Source organism: Pseudomonas sp. TZ252, assembly GCF_056110345.1.
On record NZ_CM148566.1, the window covers coordinates 464,675 to 482,100 of the forward strand.

Annotated in this window: 14 protein-coding genes, 1 tRNA gene and 5 pseudogenes; 4 read left to right on the forward strand and 16 right to left on the reverse strand. The window is 59.0% G+C overall.

Translation table 11 applies throughout. The features are described 5' to 3' along the window. Positions 1-24: 24 nt before the first annotated feature. The 3 genes and pseudogenes from spcU to ACYAF3_RS02205 all read right to left on the reverse strand — a co-directional run. Positions 25-438, reverse strand: a complete 414-nt coding sequence (spcU, locus tag ACYAF3_RS02195) for a CesT family type III secretion system chaperone SpcU (protein ID WP_031755414.1) — start codon at positions 436-438, stop codon at positions 25-27. Continuing rightward, the gene (gene exoU / locus ACYAF3_RS02200; RefSeq protein WP_003134060.1) at positions 435-2,498 is read right to left on the reverse strand and encodes a type III secretion system effector cytotoxin ExoU; all 2,064 of its coding nucleotides are present in this window, start codon (positions 2,496-2,498) and stop codon (positions 435-437) included. Before exoU ends, spcU begins: the two co-directional genes overlap by 4 nt. Before the next feature lie 136 nt (positions 2,499-2,634). After that, positions 2,635-3,258, reverse strand: a pseudogene (locus ACYAF3_RS02205) (integrase core domain-containing protein); the annotation flags it as partial. Positions 3,259-3,457: 199 nt separating this feature from the next. Between ACYAF3_RS02205 and tnpC the strand changes: the two are divergent. Then, a pseudogene (gene tnpC, locus ACYAF3_RS02210) lies at positions 3,458-4,465 on the forward strand (IS66 family transposase); the annotation flags it as partial. 2 nt (positions 4,466-4,467) lie between these two features. Here the strand turns inward: tnpC and ACYAF3_RS02215 are convergent. Beyond that, positions 4,468-4,918: pseudogene (locus tag ACYAF3_RS02215) on the reverse strand (GNAT family N-acetyltransferase). Positions 4,919-4,982: 64 nt separating this feature from the next. On the opposite strand from ACYAF3_RS02215, the pseudogene ACYAF3_RS02220 reads away from it, so the two are divergent. Next, positions 4,983-5,135 (forward strand): annotated as a pseudogene (locus ACYAF3_RS02220) (DsbA family protein); the annotation flags it as partial. Here ACYAF3_RS02220 and ACYAF3_RS02225 read toward each other — a convergent pair. Next, the gene (locus ACYAF3_RS02225; RefSeq protein WP_031755419.1) at positions 5,132-5,350 is read right to left on the reverse strand and encodes a hypothetical protein; all 219 of its coding nucleotides are present in this window, start codon (positions 5,348-5,350) and stop codon (positions 5,132-5,134) included. The pseudogene ACYAF3_RS02220 and the gene ACYAF3_RS02225 sit on opposite strands and share 4 nt — an antisense overlap. Positions 5,351-7,351: 2,001 nt before the next feature. Between ACYAF3_RS02225 and ACYAF3_RS02230 the strand changes: the two genes are divergently transcribed. Beyond that, positions 7,352-8,514 (forward strand): IS3-like element IS222 family transposase gene (locus ACYAF3_RS02230; protein ID WP_108202092.1). Its coding sequence is split into 2 segments (ribosomal slippage): positions 7,352-7,607 and positions 7,607-8,514, totalling 1,164 coding nucleotides; the frame shifts between segments, so codons are not numbered across the junction. An 11-nt stretch (positions 8,515-8,525) separates the two neighbouring features. Continuing rightward, positions 8,526-8,912, forward strand: a pseudogene (locus ACYAF3_RS02235) (site-specific integrase); the annotation flags it as partial. 368 nt (positions 8,913-9,280) lie between these two features. Here ACYAF3_RS02235 and ACYAF3_RS02240 read toward each other — a convergent pair. From ACYAF3_RS02240 to ruvB, 11 genes are all read right to left on the reverse strand, one after another. After that, positions 9,281-9,356 (reverse strand) — tRNA-Lys (locus ACYAF3_RS02240). A gap of 59 nt (positions 9,357-9,415) precedes the next feature. Next, positions 9,416-10,090 carry a 7-cyano-7-deazaguanine synthase QueC gene (queC, locus tag ACYAF3_RS02245; RefSeq protein ID WP_003111415.1) on the reverse strand — a complete coding sequence of 225 codons (675 nt, stop codon included), beginning with the start codon at positions 10,088-10,090 and terminating at the stop codon, positions 9,416-9,418. 15 nt (positions 10,091-10,105) lie between these two features. Next, positions 10,106-10,753 carry a 7-carboxy-7-deazaguanine synthase QueE gene (gene queE / locus ACYAF3_RS02250; protein ID WP_003111416.1) on the reverse strand — a complete coding sequence of 216 codons (648 nt, stop codon included), beginning with the start codon at positions 10,751-10,753 and terminating at the stop codon, positions 10,106-10,108. A gap of 219 nt (positions 10,754-10,972) precedes the next feature. Beyond that, on the reverse strand, positions 10,973-11,797 hold the full coding sequence (ybgF, locus tag ACYAF3_RS02255) for a tol-pal system protein YbgF (RefSeq protein WP_025297304.1): 825 nt from the start codon (positions 11,795-11,797) through the stop codon (positions 10,973-10,975). A gap of 9 nt (positions 11,798-11,806) precedes the next feature. Next, positions 11,807-12,313, reverse strand: a complete 507-nt coding sequence (gene pal / locus ACYAF3_RS02260) for a peptidoglycan-associated lipoprotein Pal (protein WP_003111417.1) — start codon at positions 12,311-12,313, stop codon at positions 11,807-11,809. Positions 12,314-12,365: 52 nt separating this feature from the next. Further along, complete coding sequence (gene tolB / locus ACYAF3_RS02265) at positions 12,366-13,664, reverse strand: Tol-Pal system beta propeller repeat protein TolB (RefSeq protein ID WP_003086128.1); 1,299 nt, start codon at positions 13,662-13,664, stop codon at positions 12,366-12,368. Further along, positions 13,661-14,704, reverse strand: coding sequence for a cell envelope integrity protein TolA (gene tolA / locus ACYAF3_RS02270; protein ID WP_003117096.1), 1,044 nt, complete (start codon positions 14,702-14,704; stop codon positions 13,661-13,663). Before tolA ends, tolB begins: the two co-directional genes overlap by 4 nt. 2 nt (positions 14,705-14,706) lie before the next feature. Next, positions 14,707-15,147: a protein TolR gene (gene tolR, locus ACYAF3_RS02275; protein WP_003086126.1), complete on the reverse strand. Its 441-nt coding sequence runs from the start codon at positions 15,145-15,147 to the stop codon at positions 14,707-14,709. 22 nt (positions 15,148-15,169) lie between these two features. After that, the gene (gene tolQ, locus ACYAF3_RS02280; protein WP_003086125.1) at positions 15,170-15,865 is read right to left on the reverse strand and encodes a protein TolQ; all 696 of its coding nucleotides are present in this window, start codon (positions 15,863-15,865) and stop codon (positions 15,170-15,172) included. 1 nt (position 15,866) lies between these two features. Continuing rightward, entirely contained in the window at positions 15,867-16,313 is a 447-nt protein-coding gene (gene ybgC / locus ACYAF3_RS02285) for a tol-pal system-associated acyl-CoA thioesterase (RefSeq protein ID WP_003086124.1), read from the reverse strand. A gap of 52 nt (positions 16,314-16,365) precedes the next feature. Continuing rightward, positions 16,366-17,424 (reverse strand): Holliday junction branch migration DNA helicase RuvB, encoded by a 1,059-nt coding sequence (ruvB, locus tag ACYAF3_RS02290; protein WP_003086123.1) that lies wholly within the window; start codon positions 17,422-17,424, stop codon positions 16,366-16,368. Positions 17,425-17,426 lie beyond the last annotated feature (2 nt).

A 17,426-nucleotide genomic window follows, 5' to 3' on the forward strand; every position in this document is an offset into this window, starting at 1 on the left:
CAGTATCGCTCCTTCCCCTTGCGTTCAAACGAACACTAACGCGCTGGTTTGTATCTGAGCTGGAACCAACTCACCCGTGGGCTCTAGCAATGGCACTAATCGTGAATGTCCTTCCCGCAGCCTATCGTGCAAGCGGTTCAGTGCATCCACATCGTCAAAGCCATCACGTGCCTCAGCCCAGAGCACAAGTCTACCGGCATCGTCCGCCGCAAGTTTCACCGGTGCCAAGGATGAGAATGGAGAGTTCACTTGTAACAATTGCAAGATCACACCCAGCGGTAACCCTGAAGGCACAAGTCCCAACTCGACGACGAAAAGCCAACCGCCCTCGAGGCGCTCCATAACCAGTTCCGGTCCCTCTGCCGGTTGCAGCCGCAACGTGGCATCGTTGCTCGAGGGAAGTCTCAAGCCCCACTGTGCCAGCCATGTATCAATCATGTGAACTCCTTATTCCGCCAAGCCTTAGCCATCTCAACGGTAGTCGAACTCAAGGGTTTGCCGAAACGCAGGAAGCCTCGTGCCGAGTAGTTGTCGACGATATCGTTCAGCGCTTGATTGATTTCCGCCGGACTGGTGGCATGCCGTAGCTGCTCCTCCGCCCGACGTAACAGAGCTACGTTGGAATCCGGCTGGCCAGGGCGATACAGAGAGGGGAAGATAACTTCCTTACGAATGTTCTCGGCAATAACCGCCACTTTGCGGCGCTGCGCCTCTGCTAACGCAGCGGCGAGCACCGGCGACTGCACCGTCTGCCCGCGCATGGCATCGAGTAACTGCTGATGATCAACGTTATCAGCATGGTTCAACTCAGCTGCCAACCATGCTAGGCGTTCCGGAGTATCTGCCAGCGCATCGAGTCGCTGAAGAGCGGAGCGCATAGCCTCGTCCAACTTGAGCCTACCCGCCAAGCCATTGGCGCTAACGATAGCGACAGTCAGCTCGGTGAACGCATCCCGCGCCTTCTGGCGAAAAGCCACCGCCCCGTCTGTGATCTCCGGGTTCTGTTGAGCAACACTGGTGAGCATACTGTCATCAAGTGCCAGCAGCGCCTCGTCGAGAGAAGCGAAGGTATGACGCTCTGAAGCCTGAAGACGTTTCTCCAGATGTTCACCGACTCGCTCCTGGAGGCGCTCCTGAAGATGCGCCTTGATCTCGTCCGGCATGGTGAAGTTCAAGGTGCCACCGAGCATGCCACTGAAATCACCGCGCTCGCTCTTCAACGGCACCACAACGGTTTGCTCGCGCAATTCCTCCAGGCCCTCGAGCTGCAGCATTTCGCGCGCCTGCAGGGCAGGCACCCCGACGACCCAGCCCTTGAGCGCGCCGCCCCTAGTACCTCGGTCGGGCGCTACCTCCCCAGCTTCGCCCTCGAACTCAAGGATCAGGTTGTCGTTGCGCCGCAGTGGCCCGCTGTCAAAATTCTTGTCGATCATCTCAGGGACCGGCACGTTAATCATCACCCCGCCATCCTGGAATTCTGTCCACTCTACGCCGGCCTGGTACGGCTGATCACTCAAGCTGACCTTCTGGAACACTCCTGGGAAGGAACCGGAGATATGTGCCGCCTGGGCGACCTCCAGATCCGGTGTGTGGCTGGCATTGAACACCACTAATTGCGGACGCCCCTCGAACATGGCCGTACCTGTGATGTTCAGCGTCTTAATCTGGGGAATGTAAGCACTCAACCGATCTAGATCGCCAAAGGTGACTCCGGAGCCGGACTGCAATCTGCTGGCGATGGCGGCAACGGTCGGCTGGCGTGCAACCTCTGGATGCGTAGCGATCTGTCCGAGCACGGCCTTGCGTGTCTCGTCGCGCAATAGGCGTTCTAGGGGCTCAGCCCGCGAATCTATGCGTGGGAGTACATTGAGCAGCAACTCAGAGAAGCCGCCGATCTTGTTGCCCAAGCCCTTTTTCAGCGATGCGCCGATCTCGCTGCTAATGTGTTGGAACAGCTTCAGCTTCTTGTTCGAGCTGTCGAGCAGCGAAATAAGATCCATCTTGTCGGAAAGGGTCTTGAACGCCGCCGGGCTCATACCTGAGGCCAAAAGGGCGGCGGTGATGCCGCCAGCGGACGAACCGGACATGCTGCGGATGCCATCGAGCATGCCTTTCTCTTCTAGCGCCAGCATTGCTCCCGGGTATGCCGCACCTTTGGCACCACCGCCGCTTAGGACCAGACTGGTCAATGGTGGCCGACTGAGCTGTAGCTCGGTGACTCCGTTCTCAAACTGGCGCAGAGTGATCTGCCGCGGCCCTGCCGAGTCAGTCAGAGTACGGGACTCCCCTTGCCCTTGGGGACTGCTGAAACGCACGTCGCTAACGCTTTCCGGCAACTTCCCGGAAAGTATTCCCGGCGTGCTCTTTAGGGCAACCCCGAGACCTTGCCCTGAAGGTTCCTGACGCAAGCTGGCGGACTTATGCGCTGCCTGCGACGGGGTTTCGACAGGCTCCTGATTCAGCGAGGAGGCAGTAGCCCCCAACGATTGGATATGCATGTTCGCTCCTTGAAATACCGAGGGTTCGGAGCAAATATTAGGAAAACCGGCCATAAGGTTTTGCCAGTTTCGGACGTTTTTTTATCAGTTCGGACTGGCCTGCCCCCAGTTTTAGTACCGCTGCCTAGTTAGTAGGCTATGGGGTTGATATCAACTTTTCCCGCTTCAGCTGCTGCTGGTTGGTTCGCCACTTCGCAGCAAGCTCTGCCGGGGAGAGATTGCCAATGGCGCTGTGTGGTCGGTGCTCGTTGTAATCCCGCCAAGCCGCGATACGGATTCTGGCTTCGACCAGCGAGCAGTGCTCATTGAGGCATTCGCCCCGGAACTTGCCGTTGAATGACTCGATGAAGGCGCTCTGCGTGGGCTGGCCAGGCTGAATCAGCTTCAACTTGATGTCACGCTGACAGGCCCACTGATCAAGCGCCTTGCCGGTGAACTCGGGGCCCTGGTCGGTGCGGATCGCCTGCGGGTAGCCACGAAACCGCGCCATCTCGTCCAGCGCCCGCGTGACACGAAAACCGCTGATACCGTACTCCACCAAGATGTCGACCGACACCTTGGTGAAGTCATCGACCACCGTCAGGCATTTGATCCGTCGCCCAGTGCTGAGCGCGTCGAAGACGAAATCCATCGACAAGACCTGGTTCGGTGCGCTCGACAGGCTCAGGCGTTCGCGCGCCACCGCGACCCTCCGCCGCCTCACCATCAAGCCGGCGGCTCGGTACAGCCGGTAAATCCGCTTGTGGTTGACCTGCACGCCACAGCAGGATGTGCAGGCGGCGTTAGCTACAGCGTCGATACTCCTGGGCCAGTTCCACCAGTTGGGCGTGCAGCTCGGTCGGTACACTAGCCTCGACCCGCTTGAGGAAGTCGAGAAGAACGCTTCTGCACTGCCGTCTCCTGCTTGGAAAACGGACTCTACTAAGTTCAGCGTGGTACTGAAATCGGGGGGCAGGTCAATCGACAAAGGTATCCCGACCGCAGGTTTGTTGGCCCACGTGATGGTGGCCAAGTTTGCCGATCACTTGCCGCTGTACCGGCAGGAGAAAATCTTTGGCCGCGCCGGGCTGGCAATTGCTCGCTCGACCCTGGCGCAGTGGGTCGGACAAACCGGCGTGCGGCTTCAGCCACTGGTCGATGCACTGCGTGAAGCCGTGCTGAACCAGGGCGTGATCCACGCTGATGAAACACCGGTGCAAATGCTTGCGCCAGGCGAGAAGAAAACCCACCGGGCCTATGTCTGGGCGTACAGCACGACGCCGTTTTCAGGGCTCAAAGCGGTGGTTTACGACTTCAGCCCAAGCCGTGCTGGCGAACATGCGCGCAACTTCCTGGGTGACTGGAACGGCAAGCTGGTCTGCGACGACTTCGCTGGCTACAAAGCCGGTTTCGAACAAGGCATCACTGAAATCGGCTGCATGGCCCACGCCCGGCGCAAGTTCTTTGATTTGCACGTGGCGAACAAAAGTCAGCTGGCTGAACAGGCCCTGCACTCGATCAGCGGCTTGTACGAGGTCGAACGTCAGGCGCGGGACATGAGTGATGAAGAGCGCTGGCGAATACGACAAGAATTGGCGGTGCCGATCCTCAAAAAACTGCATGACTGGATGTTGGCTCAGCGAGACCTGGTGCCCAATGGATCAGCCACGGCCAAAGCCCTCGATTACAGCCTGAAACGCTGGGTAGCGCTGACGCGCTACCTGGACGATGGGGCTGTGCCCATCGATAACAATCAGGTCGAGAACCAAATACGGCCATGGGCGCTCGGGCGTTCGAACTGGCTGTTTGCCGGGTCGCTGCGCAGTGGTAAACGGGCGGCTGCAATCATGAGCCTGATCCAGTCGGCGCGTATGAATGGGCATGATCCGTATGCCTATCTCAAAGATGTGCTGACGCGGCTGCCCACGCAGCGGGCCAGTGAGATCACTGATTTGTTGCCGCATAAGTGGGTAAATAGTCTGGAATAATCCTACAGCCGCTTCTCCATAACGATGGTGCGCTCCGCCCCATGAAACTCGTCGCGGATTTTCTGATAACCCAATGCGGTATAAAACCTTTCAGCTGTAATCGACGATGGCACACGTACAGCTCCAACTCCTGCGCTGGCAGCAGTTGTATGAATGACATCCATCAAATGCCGCCCGATACCGCCTTTCTGGTGAGCTGGGTCAACGAAAACACTTCTGACGACGTCACCGTCGAGACCGGCAGTGCCAATAATTGTTTTCGCCCAATAAGGCTACGAAGACCCTACGCTTCGTAAGCTGTGTGGTGATGGCTTCAGGAGAAAAGCTCTGCTCAACCTGAGCGATCACATCAGGCGGATAGTCCTGTGAATTTGACTCACGCAGGGCGGCTATAACTACGCGGCTTATCGCTGCTGCATCTCTGCTCGTGGCGGGACGAACGTGGCATTCCATGCTGAGACCTCAATCCTAAAGGATTACAGCTTAGCGCATCGCAATGTGCCTTCCCCGGACGCTTACGAACATCGACACCGCACAGTCGAAGGGCATTACAGCGACCCCGACCCTCGTCACCCGGGACAACCAGACGGGACGAAGCGTGAAGCTTGAAGGCATGGCCGACGAGACCACGTTGCTGTCGGCGATAGACTGGCTAGCCAAGGATCTCTAGCGTCGCGCCAAGAGACTCTTGGCTAAGAAATCGGCGAGGATTCCAACATCCCTCTTTTGGGCCTCCAGGATGCCCTGCACTTCACCTGGCAGAACCTCGACCTCCTCCCCATCCACAATCTTTACCATTCTCTTGCGGCCGGAGCTGGTGAGGCTAAACCTCAACTCCATCGCCGGCCGGGCATTGATGTAAATGCTCTCGAGCAAGCGTTCCATGACTTCGACCACTCCTTAATATCAGTTAGCCATCTCCATACAGGGATTATGCCCTCTAGGGCATGAGGGAGTCACCCCTAACGCTGCAAGCAGCAGTTCTGGATACGGCCGGGCTGATGGTTTCCTGCTGCCCCATCGCAAGCGATCCTGTCTGCTGTCTATTCCTTCCTCGAACCGGTACAAGCCCGCACCTCTTCATCACTTCCCCAAATGGGCCACCACGCCCCCTGGCTATCGGCTTACTCTTAGTACTACTCACTAGCGTGTGCCTGACCTAACCAAGACTACAAAACGATAGGCGGTTCATCTTTCCTCATAACTTGAGGTTACTATTGAGTCTCATCCAACCCTCAGGGTTAAGGAGATTGGAATGCTTATTAAAATTCTTCGAATTATATTCTTGTTGCCTATAGTTGGTTTGGCACAGCAGGCTGCTGCCTCCCCGCCCGCAGAGTCACACTCGGATGAACAATCTGAATCTTCGTGTATCGATGTCCAAGTCAATGGAGCACGTAGCCTGTCTTATAACTGCATGGCTCAGCAAATGACTCCACCCAAAGAGGATCCTCGGCGTCGGAACCCTACCTTGAACTCCACATTAGCGTCTGAACGCGCCACTCGCCTGCCACCCACACAGACAGGACTTTTTACCAGCCTTCATCAACGTGCCATATCGAACTCGAAAGACTAGCCCTCAGCCAAACGACTTCCAGCCTATGCAGGGCACTCTATAGAGTGCCCTGCAGCACATTCACAAGCTGAACACCTTGAAATAAAATCCTACTAAGGCGCATCCTTAGTTCAAAACCACATTTATTATTCCTGACACATTCTGGACCTCGCCATACACTGCCCGCCCATCACGATAACTGTAGCTCATTATCACTGGAATCGTTGTTTTGAATGCAGTGCAACTGTAGTTTACAACAACAGATCCGCCATATGGCTCAACACCCAATTGAATGTCGGTCGGGCCGACCCATGACACATTACACCCTTGAGATGAATTCCCGGGGGTATTGTAACCAACACATCGTAGATCTGATGTTCCCCTGCTAACACCGTCTGGATAGAAATTGGCATAACGTGGAGCATAAAGATTTGCCCGGCAAGATGTTGTAAACTTCCTATCTCCGCTGGCGGAAACAGTGACCGCTCCTGGTGAAGACATTGCCGAAATGATCATCCTTTGCAGAGGAGGGAGTGTAGGCGCTCTTTGACTCGACTTCATATTACTTGGAAGAATCGAACAAACTACAACATCTTCAACATCCACACCCTTTGAGACTTCCCCTAGACTTGTTATTTCAACTCCACCCTGCGCCCGACATATCTCACTTCCATCATTTGAGCCCTCATCAGCACACGCGAAATTGCTAGCCACCAAAAGCACAATCGACATAACAAGTGATTTTTTCATTTTCAAAAAGACCTCTCCAGGCTAAAAATTATTCATTCAGTGAATACCCAGCTCATTGGGCGGCTTTCGTATCAGCTTCTCTGATTCAAGAACACGACCTTCAATTGGATCGCAGTTCAGCCGATTCAACCTCACACTCCCCTCTTCATTATCATTAACTCCGGAAAGCTTTTGCTCTCTCTCAAAGCAGTGCTGCCCAATCTCATCCGATCCACCTCCACCACCGACACACCCATAGATAAGAGCAATTAAAGAAAATAGAGAGAAGTACCTATATCCGACCCAACCACCCATCTTCATACCGCAAGAAAAATACAACATTTGCGTCACACCTTTGTAATTCTAAATAGTTACCCTTCACCTAGAAAAACCCTACCCCCAATTTCGCTTCAATTCTGTTTCAGAAGACAACAACTATCTAATTTACTAGCAGGAATCTCAGCGCAGCCTTCCTGCCTCTTAGCAACAAAAATAACTGTTTCGGCAGCGACTGCTCAGTCCGCGCAAACACCTGAGTGTAGTGGTCTACTGATCCCGGACACCGATTTAGGCGAGAATCCTCGCCCTGAGAGAGGTGTCTGATGAGCAAGCAACGACGTACATTTTCCGCCGAGTTCAAGCGAGAGGCCGCCGCCCTGGTGCTGGACCAGGGCTACAGCCATATCGAGGCCTGCCGTTCGCTGGGGGTGGTGGATTCGGCCTTGCGCCGTTGGGTGAAACAGCTCCAGGCGGAACGCCAAGGCGTGACCCCGAAGAGCAAGGCGCTGACGCCCGAACAGCAGAAGATCCAGGAACTGGAAGCCCGGATCAACCGGCTGGAGCGGGAGAAAGCGATCCTAAAAAAGGCTACCGCTCTCTTGATGTCGGACGAACTCGATCGTACGCGCTGATAGACCAGTTGAGTGAGCAGGAATCGGTGGAAGTGGTCTGTTCAGCTTTCGATGTGGCGCGGTCTTGCTACTACGTCCACCGTCTTCGACGTCGTCGGGTCGATGCTCGTCGCATTGTGCTACGCAGCCAGGTCAACCAGTTGTTCAGCCAGAGTCGGGGCTCGGCCGGCAGCCGCAGCATTCTGGGCATGCTGCGCGAAGAGGGCGTGACCATCGGCCGTTTCCGAGTGCGTAGGTTGATGCGTGAGCTGGGCCTGGTCAGCAAGCAACCGGGCTCGCACGCCTACAAACAGGCCACGGTTGAGCGGCCGGATATCCCGAATCGGCTGAACCGCGAATTCGCGACCGAGCATCCCAATCAGGTGTGGTGTGGCGACATCACCTACGTCTGGGCGCAAGGCCGTTGGCACTACCTGGCCGCGGTGCTGGATCTGCATACCCGGCGGGTGATCGGCTGGGCGTTCTCGGCCAAGCCGGATGCCGAGCTGGTGATCAAGGCCCTGGACATGGCCTACGAACAGCGCGGCAGGCCACAGCAGGTGCTGTTCCATTCAGACCAGGGCAGCCAGTACGCCAGCCGCCTGTTTCGGCAACGGCTCTGGCGCTATCGGATGCAGCAGAGCATGAGCCGCCGAGGGAATTGCTGGGATAACTCGCCGATGGAGCGCCTGTTCCGCAGTCTGAAGTCGGAGTGGGTCCCGTCAACGGGTTACCTGACGGCGCAGGAGGCCCAACGGGACATCAATCATTACCTGATGCACCGCTACAACTGGATCAGGCCGCATCAATTCAACGACGGGCTACCGCCTGCGGTGGCCGAAGAAAAACTCAACCCACTGTCCGGGATGGGTTGACCACTACAGACATGCGTGCCGTGCTACATGCTAGAAGCCTGGCCCAAGGCGCGCTGGAGAACGTCAGGAAGGTGGATTACAGCGGCTCCCCGCAGGCCTCTGCCAAACCGAAGCCATGCGGGCAACCTCTCGCTCGAGTGGGTGAAGTACCGCCAGCGGAGGCCTGGACAGAGCTTGCTGAACCAAGGGAGCACACACCAGGGACAGGCACTCAGGGAGGTCCAACCGCGTGGGAAGCAGAAGCGCTACCACAGCCACCTGACACCTTCGAGCAAAGCGTGCTGTTCACTCTGATGGCTCAACACTTATCGAACCGTGCCGCCTCGGCCTCCGCGGCTCCCGCGGCAACAAGCGGATCTGGTGGATGGGGATCTGCCGCCCGAAGCAGTCTCGCCTAGCGATACCGGTACTGAGGGGCCGGCTACCGGACGAAAGGTAGCCGCGCCTCCCTGCAGATCGCTAGGCCTGTAGGAAAAATCTGGAATTACCGAGAGCGCCTGGATTCCAGCGCCGGCATGCTGGCAGAGGCGCGCAATTTCAAGGCCAATACAACAGTACCCTCTGTAATCGCTGATTACGCCGGGGGCGCATTGCTACGCCTGCAGAATGGTTTCAGGACCTTAGAAACAGAAAAGCCCACCTAGAAAGGTGGGCTATTCCATATTGAAATCACGTCAATTCGGGCCTAATGTTCGGCCCAGACGGCTGCTAGACAAGAACCGGCGTAACACCCCTTCCTAGCCTATGCAACTCGCCCCGTAGAAAATGGTGGGTCGTGTAGGATTCGAACCTACGACCAATTGGTTAAAAGCCAACTGCTCTACCGACTGAGCTAACGACCCAACGCGAGGCGTATAATACTGATTTCTAACGTAAAAACAACACCTCTCGCGAATTTTTTTCAGAAATATGGCGTCGGGTCGGAAATACCAGCCGCCGCGAAGCCATCCGCACGCAGCCGGCAGCTATCGCATTTACCGCACGCACGTCCCTGCTCATCGGCTTGATAACAGGACACCGTCAGGCCGTAATCCACCCCGCGCGCCACGCCCGCCTGGATGATCTGCGCCTTGGACAGATACTGCAGCGGCGCCTGGATGCGGAAGCCATTGCCTTCCACGCCCGCCTTGGTTGCCAGGTTCGCCATGCGTTCGAAAGCCTCGACGAACTCAGGGCGACAATCCGGATAACCAGAGTAATCCACCGCATTCACACCGATGAAGATGTCACGGGCATCCAGGACCTCGGCCCAGCCCAGGGCGAGCGAGAGGAACACCGTATTGCGCGCCGGCACGTAAGTCACCGGTATACCTTCGCTAGGCGACTCGGGCACCGCGATGCTCTCGTCGGTCAATGCCGAGCCGCCCATGCCATTGAGGTCGAGCCCTATCACCTTGTGCTCGATCACGCCCAACTGCCGGGCCACGCGCTCGGCGGCCTGCAGCTCGGCACGATGGCGCTGGCCGTAGTCGAAACTCATGGTGTAGCAGGCGTAGCCGTCGGCCTTGGCCATGGCGACAACGGTGGCGGAGTCGAGGCCGCCGGAGAGCAGGATGACCGCTTTCTTCTGATTCATGATGGATTCCTCGTCTCAATGGCCCGGTTCGTCGTTCCAGAGAATCTTGTGCAGTTGCAATTGCAGGCGGACCGGCAGGTTGTCGGCCACGATCCAATCGGCCAGTTCTCGCGCGCTGACCTGATGGTGGCTCGGCGAGAACAGGACTTCACCGGCACGCTGGTCGAGGCGGTACTCGATCAGCTTGGATACCGCCCAGTCGTAGTCCTCTCGCGAACAGACGACAAACTTCACCTGATCGTTGTCGGTCAGCAACGGGATATTTTCGTATCGGTTGCGTCCGACCTCGCCAGATCCCGGCGTCTTGAGGTCGAGAACCTTGCTTACGCGCGGGTCGACCCGTGACACATCGAGGGCCCCGCTGGTTTCCAGGGAAACCTCGTAGCCGGCGTCGCAAAGCCGCTCCAGCAGAGAAATGCAATTCGGCTGGGCCAGCGGCTCCCCGCCGGTCACGCAGATGTAGCGAGGCTTGTAGGTGGCAACCCGCTCGAGAATAGCGTCCAGGCTAACGACGTCGCCGCCGCTGAAGGCATAGGCGGTATCGCAATAGTGACAGCGCAGGGGGCAGCCGGTCAGGCGCACGAAGACCGTCGGCAAGCCGGCGGTACGTGTTTCCCCCTGCAACGAGTAGAAAATCTCGGTGATGCGCAGGGTCTGTTGCATATTCAGCCACGGGCGTGACGACTGAACAGGTCGTCCGCCTCCGTTGCGGTAAATGAAGGGGCGCCACGGAACGTATCCTGTCGTGGCACTCGAAATCCCGGAAGGTCTCGCGAGGAGAGGCACGAAGATCAGCCGAGCTGAAACCATGCAGCTTCACGGGGGCGCAGATTCTAACGAAAAAACCCGCGACAGGCGCGGGTTTGTTCATCGGGAACGGGGTCAGCGAAGGTTCTTCAGGTCGCGCTGCGCCAGTTGGGCGGCCGAAGTGCCCGGGTACTGGGAAATGACCTGCTGGAGGATGCCCTTGGCCTTGTCGTTGTTACCCAGGCGACGCTCGACGTCCGCCAGCTTGTACAGCGAGTCGGGCACCTTCTGGCTGCTGGGGTAGCTCTGGCTGACCCGCGCGAAAGCCTGGCCGGCACCTTGCAGGTCGCCCTTGGCCAGGTTCACCTCGCCGAGCCAGTACTGGGCGTTGCCGGAGTACTGGCTGTTCGGGTACTTGCGCAAGAAGGCATTGAACGCCTGGCTCGCCTTGTCGAAATCCTTGCTCTTTATCAGGTCGAAGGCCGCGTCGTAGTAGAGCTTCTCCTTCGCCGGGTCGCCCGGCTCGCTACTCGGCGCCGGTGCGTTGTTGCCTGCGGGAGCCGCAGGCGCCCCATTGGCGTTGATGGCGCCAGCAGGTGCGGGATTCTGTGCAGCGGGAGCGCCACCACCGGAAATCCGACGGTCGAGGTCCTGGTAGCGTTCCAGGCTTTCCTGCTTGAGCTGCTGGATCTGGTTCTGCTGTTCCTCGAGCGTGCCACGCAGGCGAGCCAACTCGTCCTGCATCTGCTGGAGCTGCATGAACAGTTCGCCCTGCACGGAGGTGGGGGTTGTCACCCCACCTCCGGCAAAGGCGCCGCCGGCACCTGCCGTGCCATACCCGGAAGGAGGAACGTTGCCGCCATTGTTGGCGGCAACGCCGTCATACACAGGAACTTCCGCCCAGGCCGCTAATGGCAGGCTGAGCGCGAGGAACGTCAGGACACGCAGGTGCTTGGGCATAACGACTTCTTACTTCTTCAGCTCGACGCGACGGTTCTGAGCCCAGGACTGCTCGTCGTGGCCGGTAGCGACCGGACGCTCTTTACCATAGGAAACCAGTTCCAGCTGGGCCGGCGAAACGCCCTGCAGCACCAGGTAGCGCTGAACGGCCTTGGCACGACGCTCGCCCAGAGCCATGTTGTACTCGCGGGTGCCGCGTTCGTCGGTGTGGCCTTCCAGCACTACGCGCTGACCGCTGCCTTTCAAGTCTTTCGCGTGTACGTCCAGAGCGCGCATGGCTTCCGGCTTCAGGTCGGAGCTGTCGTACTCGAAGTAGAAGGTGGTGATCGCACGCAGAGCGGCTTCGTCGCTCAGGCTGCCGTCAACGGCACCGCTGTTGGCGCCATAGCCTGCGTTCGGGTCGACGCCGCCATTGGCACCTTCACCGGAAGCATCGCCGCCCTTGGAGGAGCAACCCACAGCCACAGCCATGGCCAGAGCCAGCGCAGCAAATTTGCCGAATTTCAGCATTTCCATCATGTAACTCCTAATGAACCCCAGTGTATAAGTTTGTAACCGTTGGCGACCGTCAGTTCAGGTAAGGGGACCAGGAAGGCTCGCGCACATCGCCCTGAGCGGTAGGGAGAGGTATCCGTACGCGTCCGTTGATGGATACGAGCATCAGCACGCCCCGGTCCTGCTGGCGGGTGGCGTAGATTAGCATGGTGCCATTGGGCGCAACAGTGGGCGAATCGTCCAGAGTGGTGTTCGACAGCACCCGCAGATTGCCGCGCTGGAGGTCCTGGGCGGCGATCTGGAAGTTGGTGTAGCCCTGCTGGCGGTGGACCATTACCAGGGTCTTCTCGTCGGCCGAGAGTTTCGGGTTGGCGTTGTAGTTGCCGATGAAGGTTACCCGGTCCACGGCACCGCTGTTCACGTTCATTTTGTAGATCTGCGGCTTGCCGCCACGGTCCGAGGTGAAGTACAGGGTAGAGCCGTCCTTGCCCCAGAAGGGTTCGGTATCGATCGCCAGGTTGTTGGTCAGGCGGCGCAGGGCGCGGCTGCCAAGGTCCATGACGTAGATTTCCGGGTTGCCGTCGCGCGACAGGACGAAGGCCAGGCGGTTGCCGTCAGGGGAGAATGCCGGAGCGCCATTCAGGCCCTCGAAATTGGTGATCTGCTCACGACGGCCAGTATCGACGTACTGGATGAAGATACGCGGGCGCTTCTGTTCGAAGGAGACATAGGCGATACGGCGGCCATCGGGCGAGAAGCGCGGCGACACGATGGGCTCGCGCGACTGCAGCAGGGTCACCGGGCGGGCGCCGTCGTAGTCGGAGCGCTGCAAGGTGTAGCGGGTGTTGTCGACCGAGAAACGCTCGGCGGTGACATAGAGCATCTTGGTGGAGAACGCGCCCTTGATACCGGTGAGCTTCTCGAACGACTGGTCGGCGATGTAGTGCGACATGTCGCGGAGCTGATCGGTGCTGCCGGTCACGCTGCCGGTCAGGACCTGCTGCTCGGTGCCGACATCGAACAATGCGTACTGCACCTGCAGGCGTCCGCCGGCAGGCACGATGTTGCCGACCATCACGTAGTTGACGCCAACTGCCTTCCAGTCACGGAAGATCACTTCGCTGGCCTGCGCCGGCTGGCTGATCATGTTCTGCCGGGGCAGCGGCTCGAAGTAGCCGGAGTTGCGCAGGTCGTTGCCGATGATATTGGACATGTCTTCCGGCAACACGTTGCCCCCCTGGAAGCCGAACGGCACCACGGCGATGGGAATGGCACGGTCGTTACCGCTGGAGATCACCAGCGGGTCGGCAGCCTGCGCAGCACCTGCCACCAGGGCCAGGGCGAAGAGCGCAATGCGAATCAGGGTACTCACAGACTCAAATCCTCCGGTTTAAAGATGATGCGGCGCTGACGATACAGGCTGTCGAAGGTAGCCCGCGGCAATTGCTGCATCTCGGGAATACGGCCGACGTTGCGCACCGCCGCCACCGCCGAACTGTCGAAAGGCTTGTCGCCACTCGAACGGCTGACGCTGGCATTGGTGATGGTACCGTCCGGCAGCATTTCGATCAGTACTTCTACGCTCATTCCATTACGCGCCGATGGAGGACGCCGCCACTGCTGGCTCACCAGGTTGACGATCAGGTCGTCGAGACTGCCGGTGACCTCGCTGCCCACCTCGTCGGCCAGGGCCTGCTGGCGCTCGGTCGTATCCGAAAGCAACTCGGCCAATGCCTGCGCCTTCTTGTCCTCGGCAGCCTTGCGGGCTGCCGCGGCAGCGGCGGCGGCCTTTTTCTTGGCGGCCTCGACGGCGGCTTTCTTCTTCGCCGCTTCCGCAGCAGCCTTCTTCTTGGCCTCCTCGGCCGCTTTCTTCTTCGCGTCCTCGGCTGCCTTTTTCTTGGCGTCCTCAGCGGCCTTTTTCTTGGCCTCGTCCTCGGCGCGCTTCTTGGCTATGTCAGCCTGCTTCTTCTGTTCGGCGGCCTTGGCCTCGGCAGCTTTCTTGGCTTCATCGGCCTTTTTCGCCTCGGCGGCTTTCTGGGCCTCGGCCTTTCGAGCCTCGTCAGCCTTCTTTTGTTCCGCCGCTTTCGCAGCAGCGACCTGCTGCTGTTCCAGCTTTTGTTGCTCGAGTTTCTGCTGCTCGAGCTTCTTCTGTTCGAGCTGCTCGACTTCGTATTGCTTGGAGGCGGTCTTCTTCGCCTCGCCAGCGATCTTCTGGTTGGTCTGTGTCGTCGCCTGGCTCTTCGACTTGAGCTGGTAGAGCGTGGCCTGCACGATCGGCTTGGAGGGAGGAAGCTCCGGAGCAAACGCCCAGCTGACGAACAGCATGGCGAAGATCAGAACGTGCAGGACCACCGCCAGGACGACGGGCCAGAAATAACTCTCGGAAGGCGAGCGTTCGAACTGTTGCTTCAAGATCAGGGGGCCTCGGTAATCAACCCGACGTTGGGCACACCGGCCTGCTGCAAGGCACCCATGGCGCCAACCACCGCACCATAGTTCACCGCCTTGTCGCCGCGGATGAATACCTGGGTGTCCGGACGGGCACTCATGATCTTGGTGACTGCATCGGTCATCTGTTCCAACGACACGGCACTATCGGTCTGTTTTTCAGTATCCACTTCGCTGCCGACGTTCCAGTAATAGGAACCGTCGGCCTTCACCGAAAGGGTCAGGACCTGCTTGTTGTTGTCCTGAGGCAACGCCTCGCTGGACACCTTCGGCAGGTCGACCTTGACCCCCTGGTTAAGCATCGGTGCGGTCACCATGAAAATCACCAGCAGTACCAGCATCACGTCGATGTAAGGCACCACGTTCATTTCCGCGACCGGCTTGCGCTTGTGACGAACCCTTGCCATATCGGCTTACCTCTCAGTCGTCTTAGTCGTCGCTGGTGTGCACCTTGCGGTGCAGGATGGCCTGGAACTCGTCGGCGAAGGTGTAGTAACGACCGATCAGCATCTCAGAACGTGCGGAGAAGCGGTTGTAGGCGATGACCGCCGGGATCGCGGCGAACAGGCCGATGGCGGTAGCGATCAGCGCTTCGGCGATACCCGGGGCGACGGTGGCCAGGGTTGCCTGCTGCACGGTGGCCAGGCCACGGAAGGAGTTCATGATACCCCAGACGGTACCGAACAGGCCGACGTACGGGCTGGTGGAACCGACGGTTGCCAGGAATGGCAGGCTGGCTTCGAGTTTCTCCTCCTCACGGGAGATGGCCACACGCATGGCGCGCGCCACGCCCTCCATCACCGCATCGGGATCGACGCCGGGCTGCTGGCGCAGACGGGAAAACTCCTTGAAGCCGGCACGGAAGATCTGCTCGACGCCGGAGTCCGGGTCCGGATTGCTACCGGCCTGGCGGTACAGCTTGGACAGGTCGATGCCCGACCAGAAGCGTTCTTCGAAAGCATCCAGTGCCTTCTTGGCGGCGCGCATGGCATTGCCGCGCTGGAAAATCATGATCCAGGATGTGACCGAGGCGGCCACGAGGGTCAGCATGACCAGCTGCACCACGATACTGGCGTTGCTGATCAGGCTCCACATGGAGGTATGGTCGACGACGTTCGGTTCCACTTTAATCTCCTGCTGAAAAAGAATCCGGGCTTCCGGCAAAAGCCGCACGCAACGTTTCGGGGATAGCACGTGGCTTCAGGGTGTCCGCTCGCACGCACGCCACCAGGAACCGCCCCTCGCAGAGCAGGACGGAGTCCGACGCTCGACGAACCTGTTGACGAAACTTCAGGCTCGCCCGGTTCAACTCCTCGACCTCGGCGCTGACAAGCAGTTCATCATCGAGCTTGGCCGGGGCGTGGTAACGCGCCTCGGCGGAGTGCACGACGAACAGCAGATTGTCGCCGACCAGTTGCGATTGGGCGAACCCCAAAGCTCGCAGCCGCTCGGTCCGAGCCCGTTCCATGAACTTGAGATAGTTGACGTAATAGACGATGCCGCCGGCATCCGTGTCCTCGTAATAGACCCGGAAACGCTGCTGGAACGGCTTTCCCCCGTGTTGCGCGCGCATACTCTAGAACCAAGTCCCGGCTTTGCCAATCGGCAATCGCCCACAAATGCAATTAATTACCATCTTCAGACGTGAACAGATCCGTCGTCACCCCCGGCCCCAACCTTTTCGGAATATTCAGGCCAAAGTGCAGGTACGCATGGCGTGTTACCACGCGTCCCCGCGGTGTCCGCATGATGTAGCCCTGCTGGATCAGATAGGGCTCCAGTACATCTTCGATCGTGTGCCGCTCCTCGCTCAACGCCGCAGCCAAGTTGTCGATTCCTACAGGCCCGCCATCGAACTTGTCGATCATGGTCAGCAACAGACGACGGTCGAGGTGGTCGAAGCCACGCTCGTCGACATCGAGCAGGTTCAATGCCTTGTCGGCGATCACCCGGGTAATGTCGCCCTGCCCCCGGACCTCGGCGAAGTCGCGTACCCGGCGCAGCAGGCGATTGGCGATTCGCGGCGTACCGCGGGCGCGCTTGGCGATTTCCGCCGCGCCCTGCGGCTCGATCTCCAGGCCGAGAATGCCGGCCGACCGACTGACGATGGTCGCCAGGTCCTCGACGTTGTAGAACTCCAGGCGCTGGACGATACCGAAGCGATCGCGCAGTGGATTGGTCAGCATGCCGGCACGAGTGGTCGCGCCGACCAGGGTGAACGGCGGCAGGTCCAGCTTGATGGAGCGGGCCGCGGGCCCTTCGCCGATCATGATGTCCAACTGGAAATCTTCCATGGCCGGATACAGCACTTCTTCGACGATGGGCGAAAGACGGTGGATCTCGTCGACGAACAGGACGTCGCCGGCCTCCAGGTTGGTCAGCAACGCGGCGAGATCGCCGGGACGCTCGAGCACCGGCCCGGAAGTACTCTTGATGGAAACGCCCATTTCCTGGGCGATGATATTCGCCAGGGTCGTCTTGCCCAGCCCCGGCGGACCGAAGATCAGCGTATGGTCGAGCGCCTCCTGGCGGCCGCGCGCGGCATGGATGAACAGCTCCATCTGCTCGCGCACGCTGGGCTGGCCGATGTAGTCGGCCAGCTTCAGCGGGCGAATGGCGCGGTCCAGCTGCTCATCGCGTTCGCGACCGGAAACGGCGGATATGAGGCGATCAGGCTCGATCATCG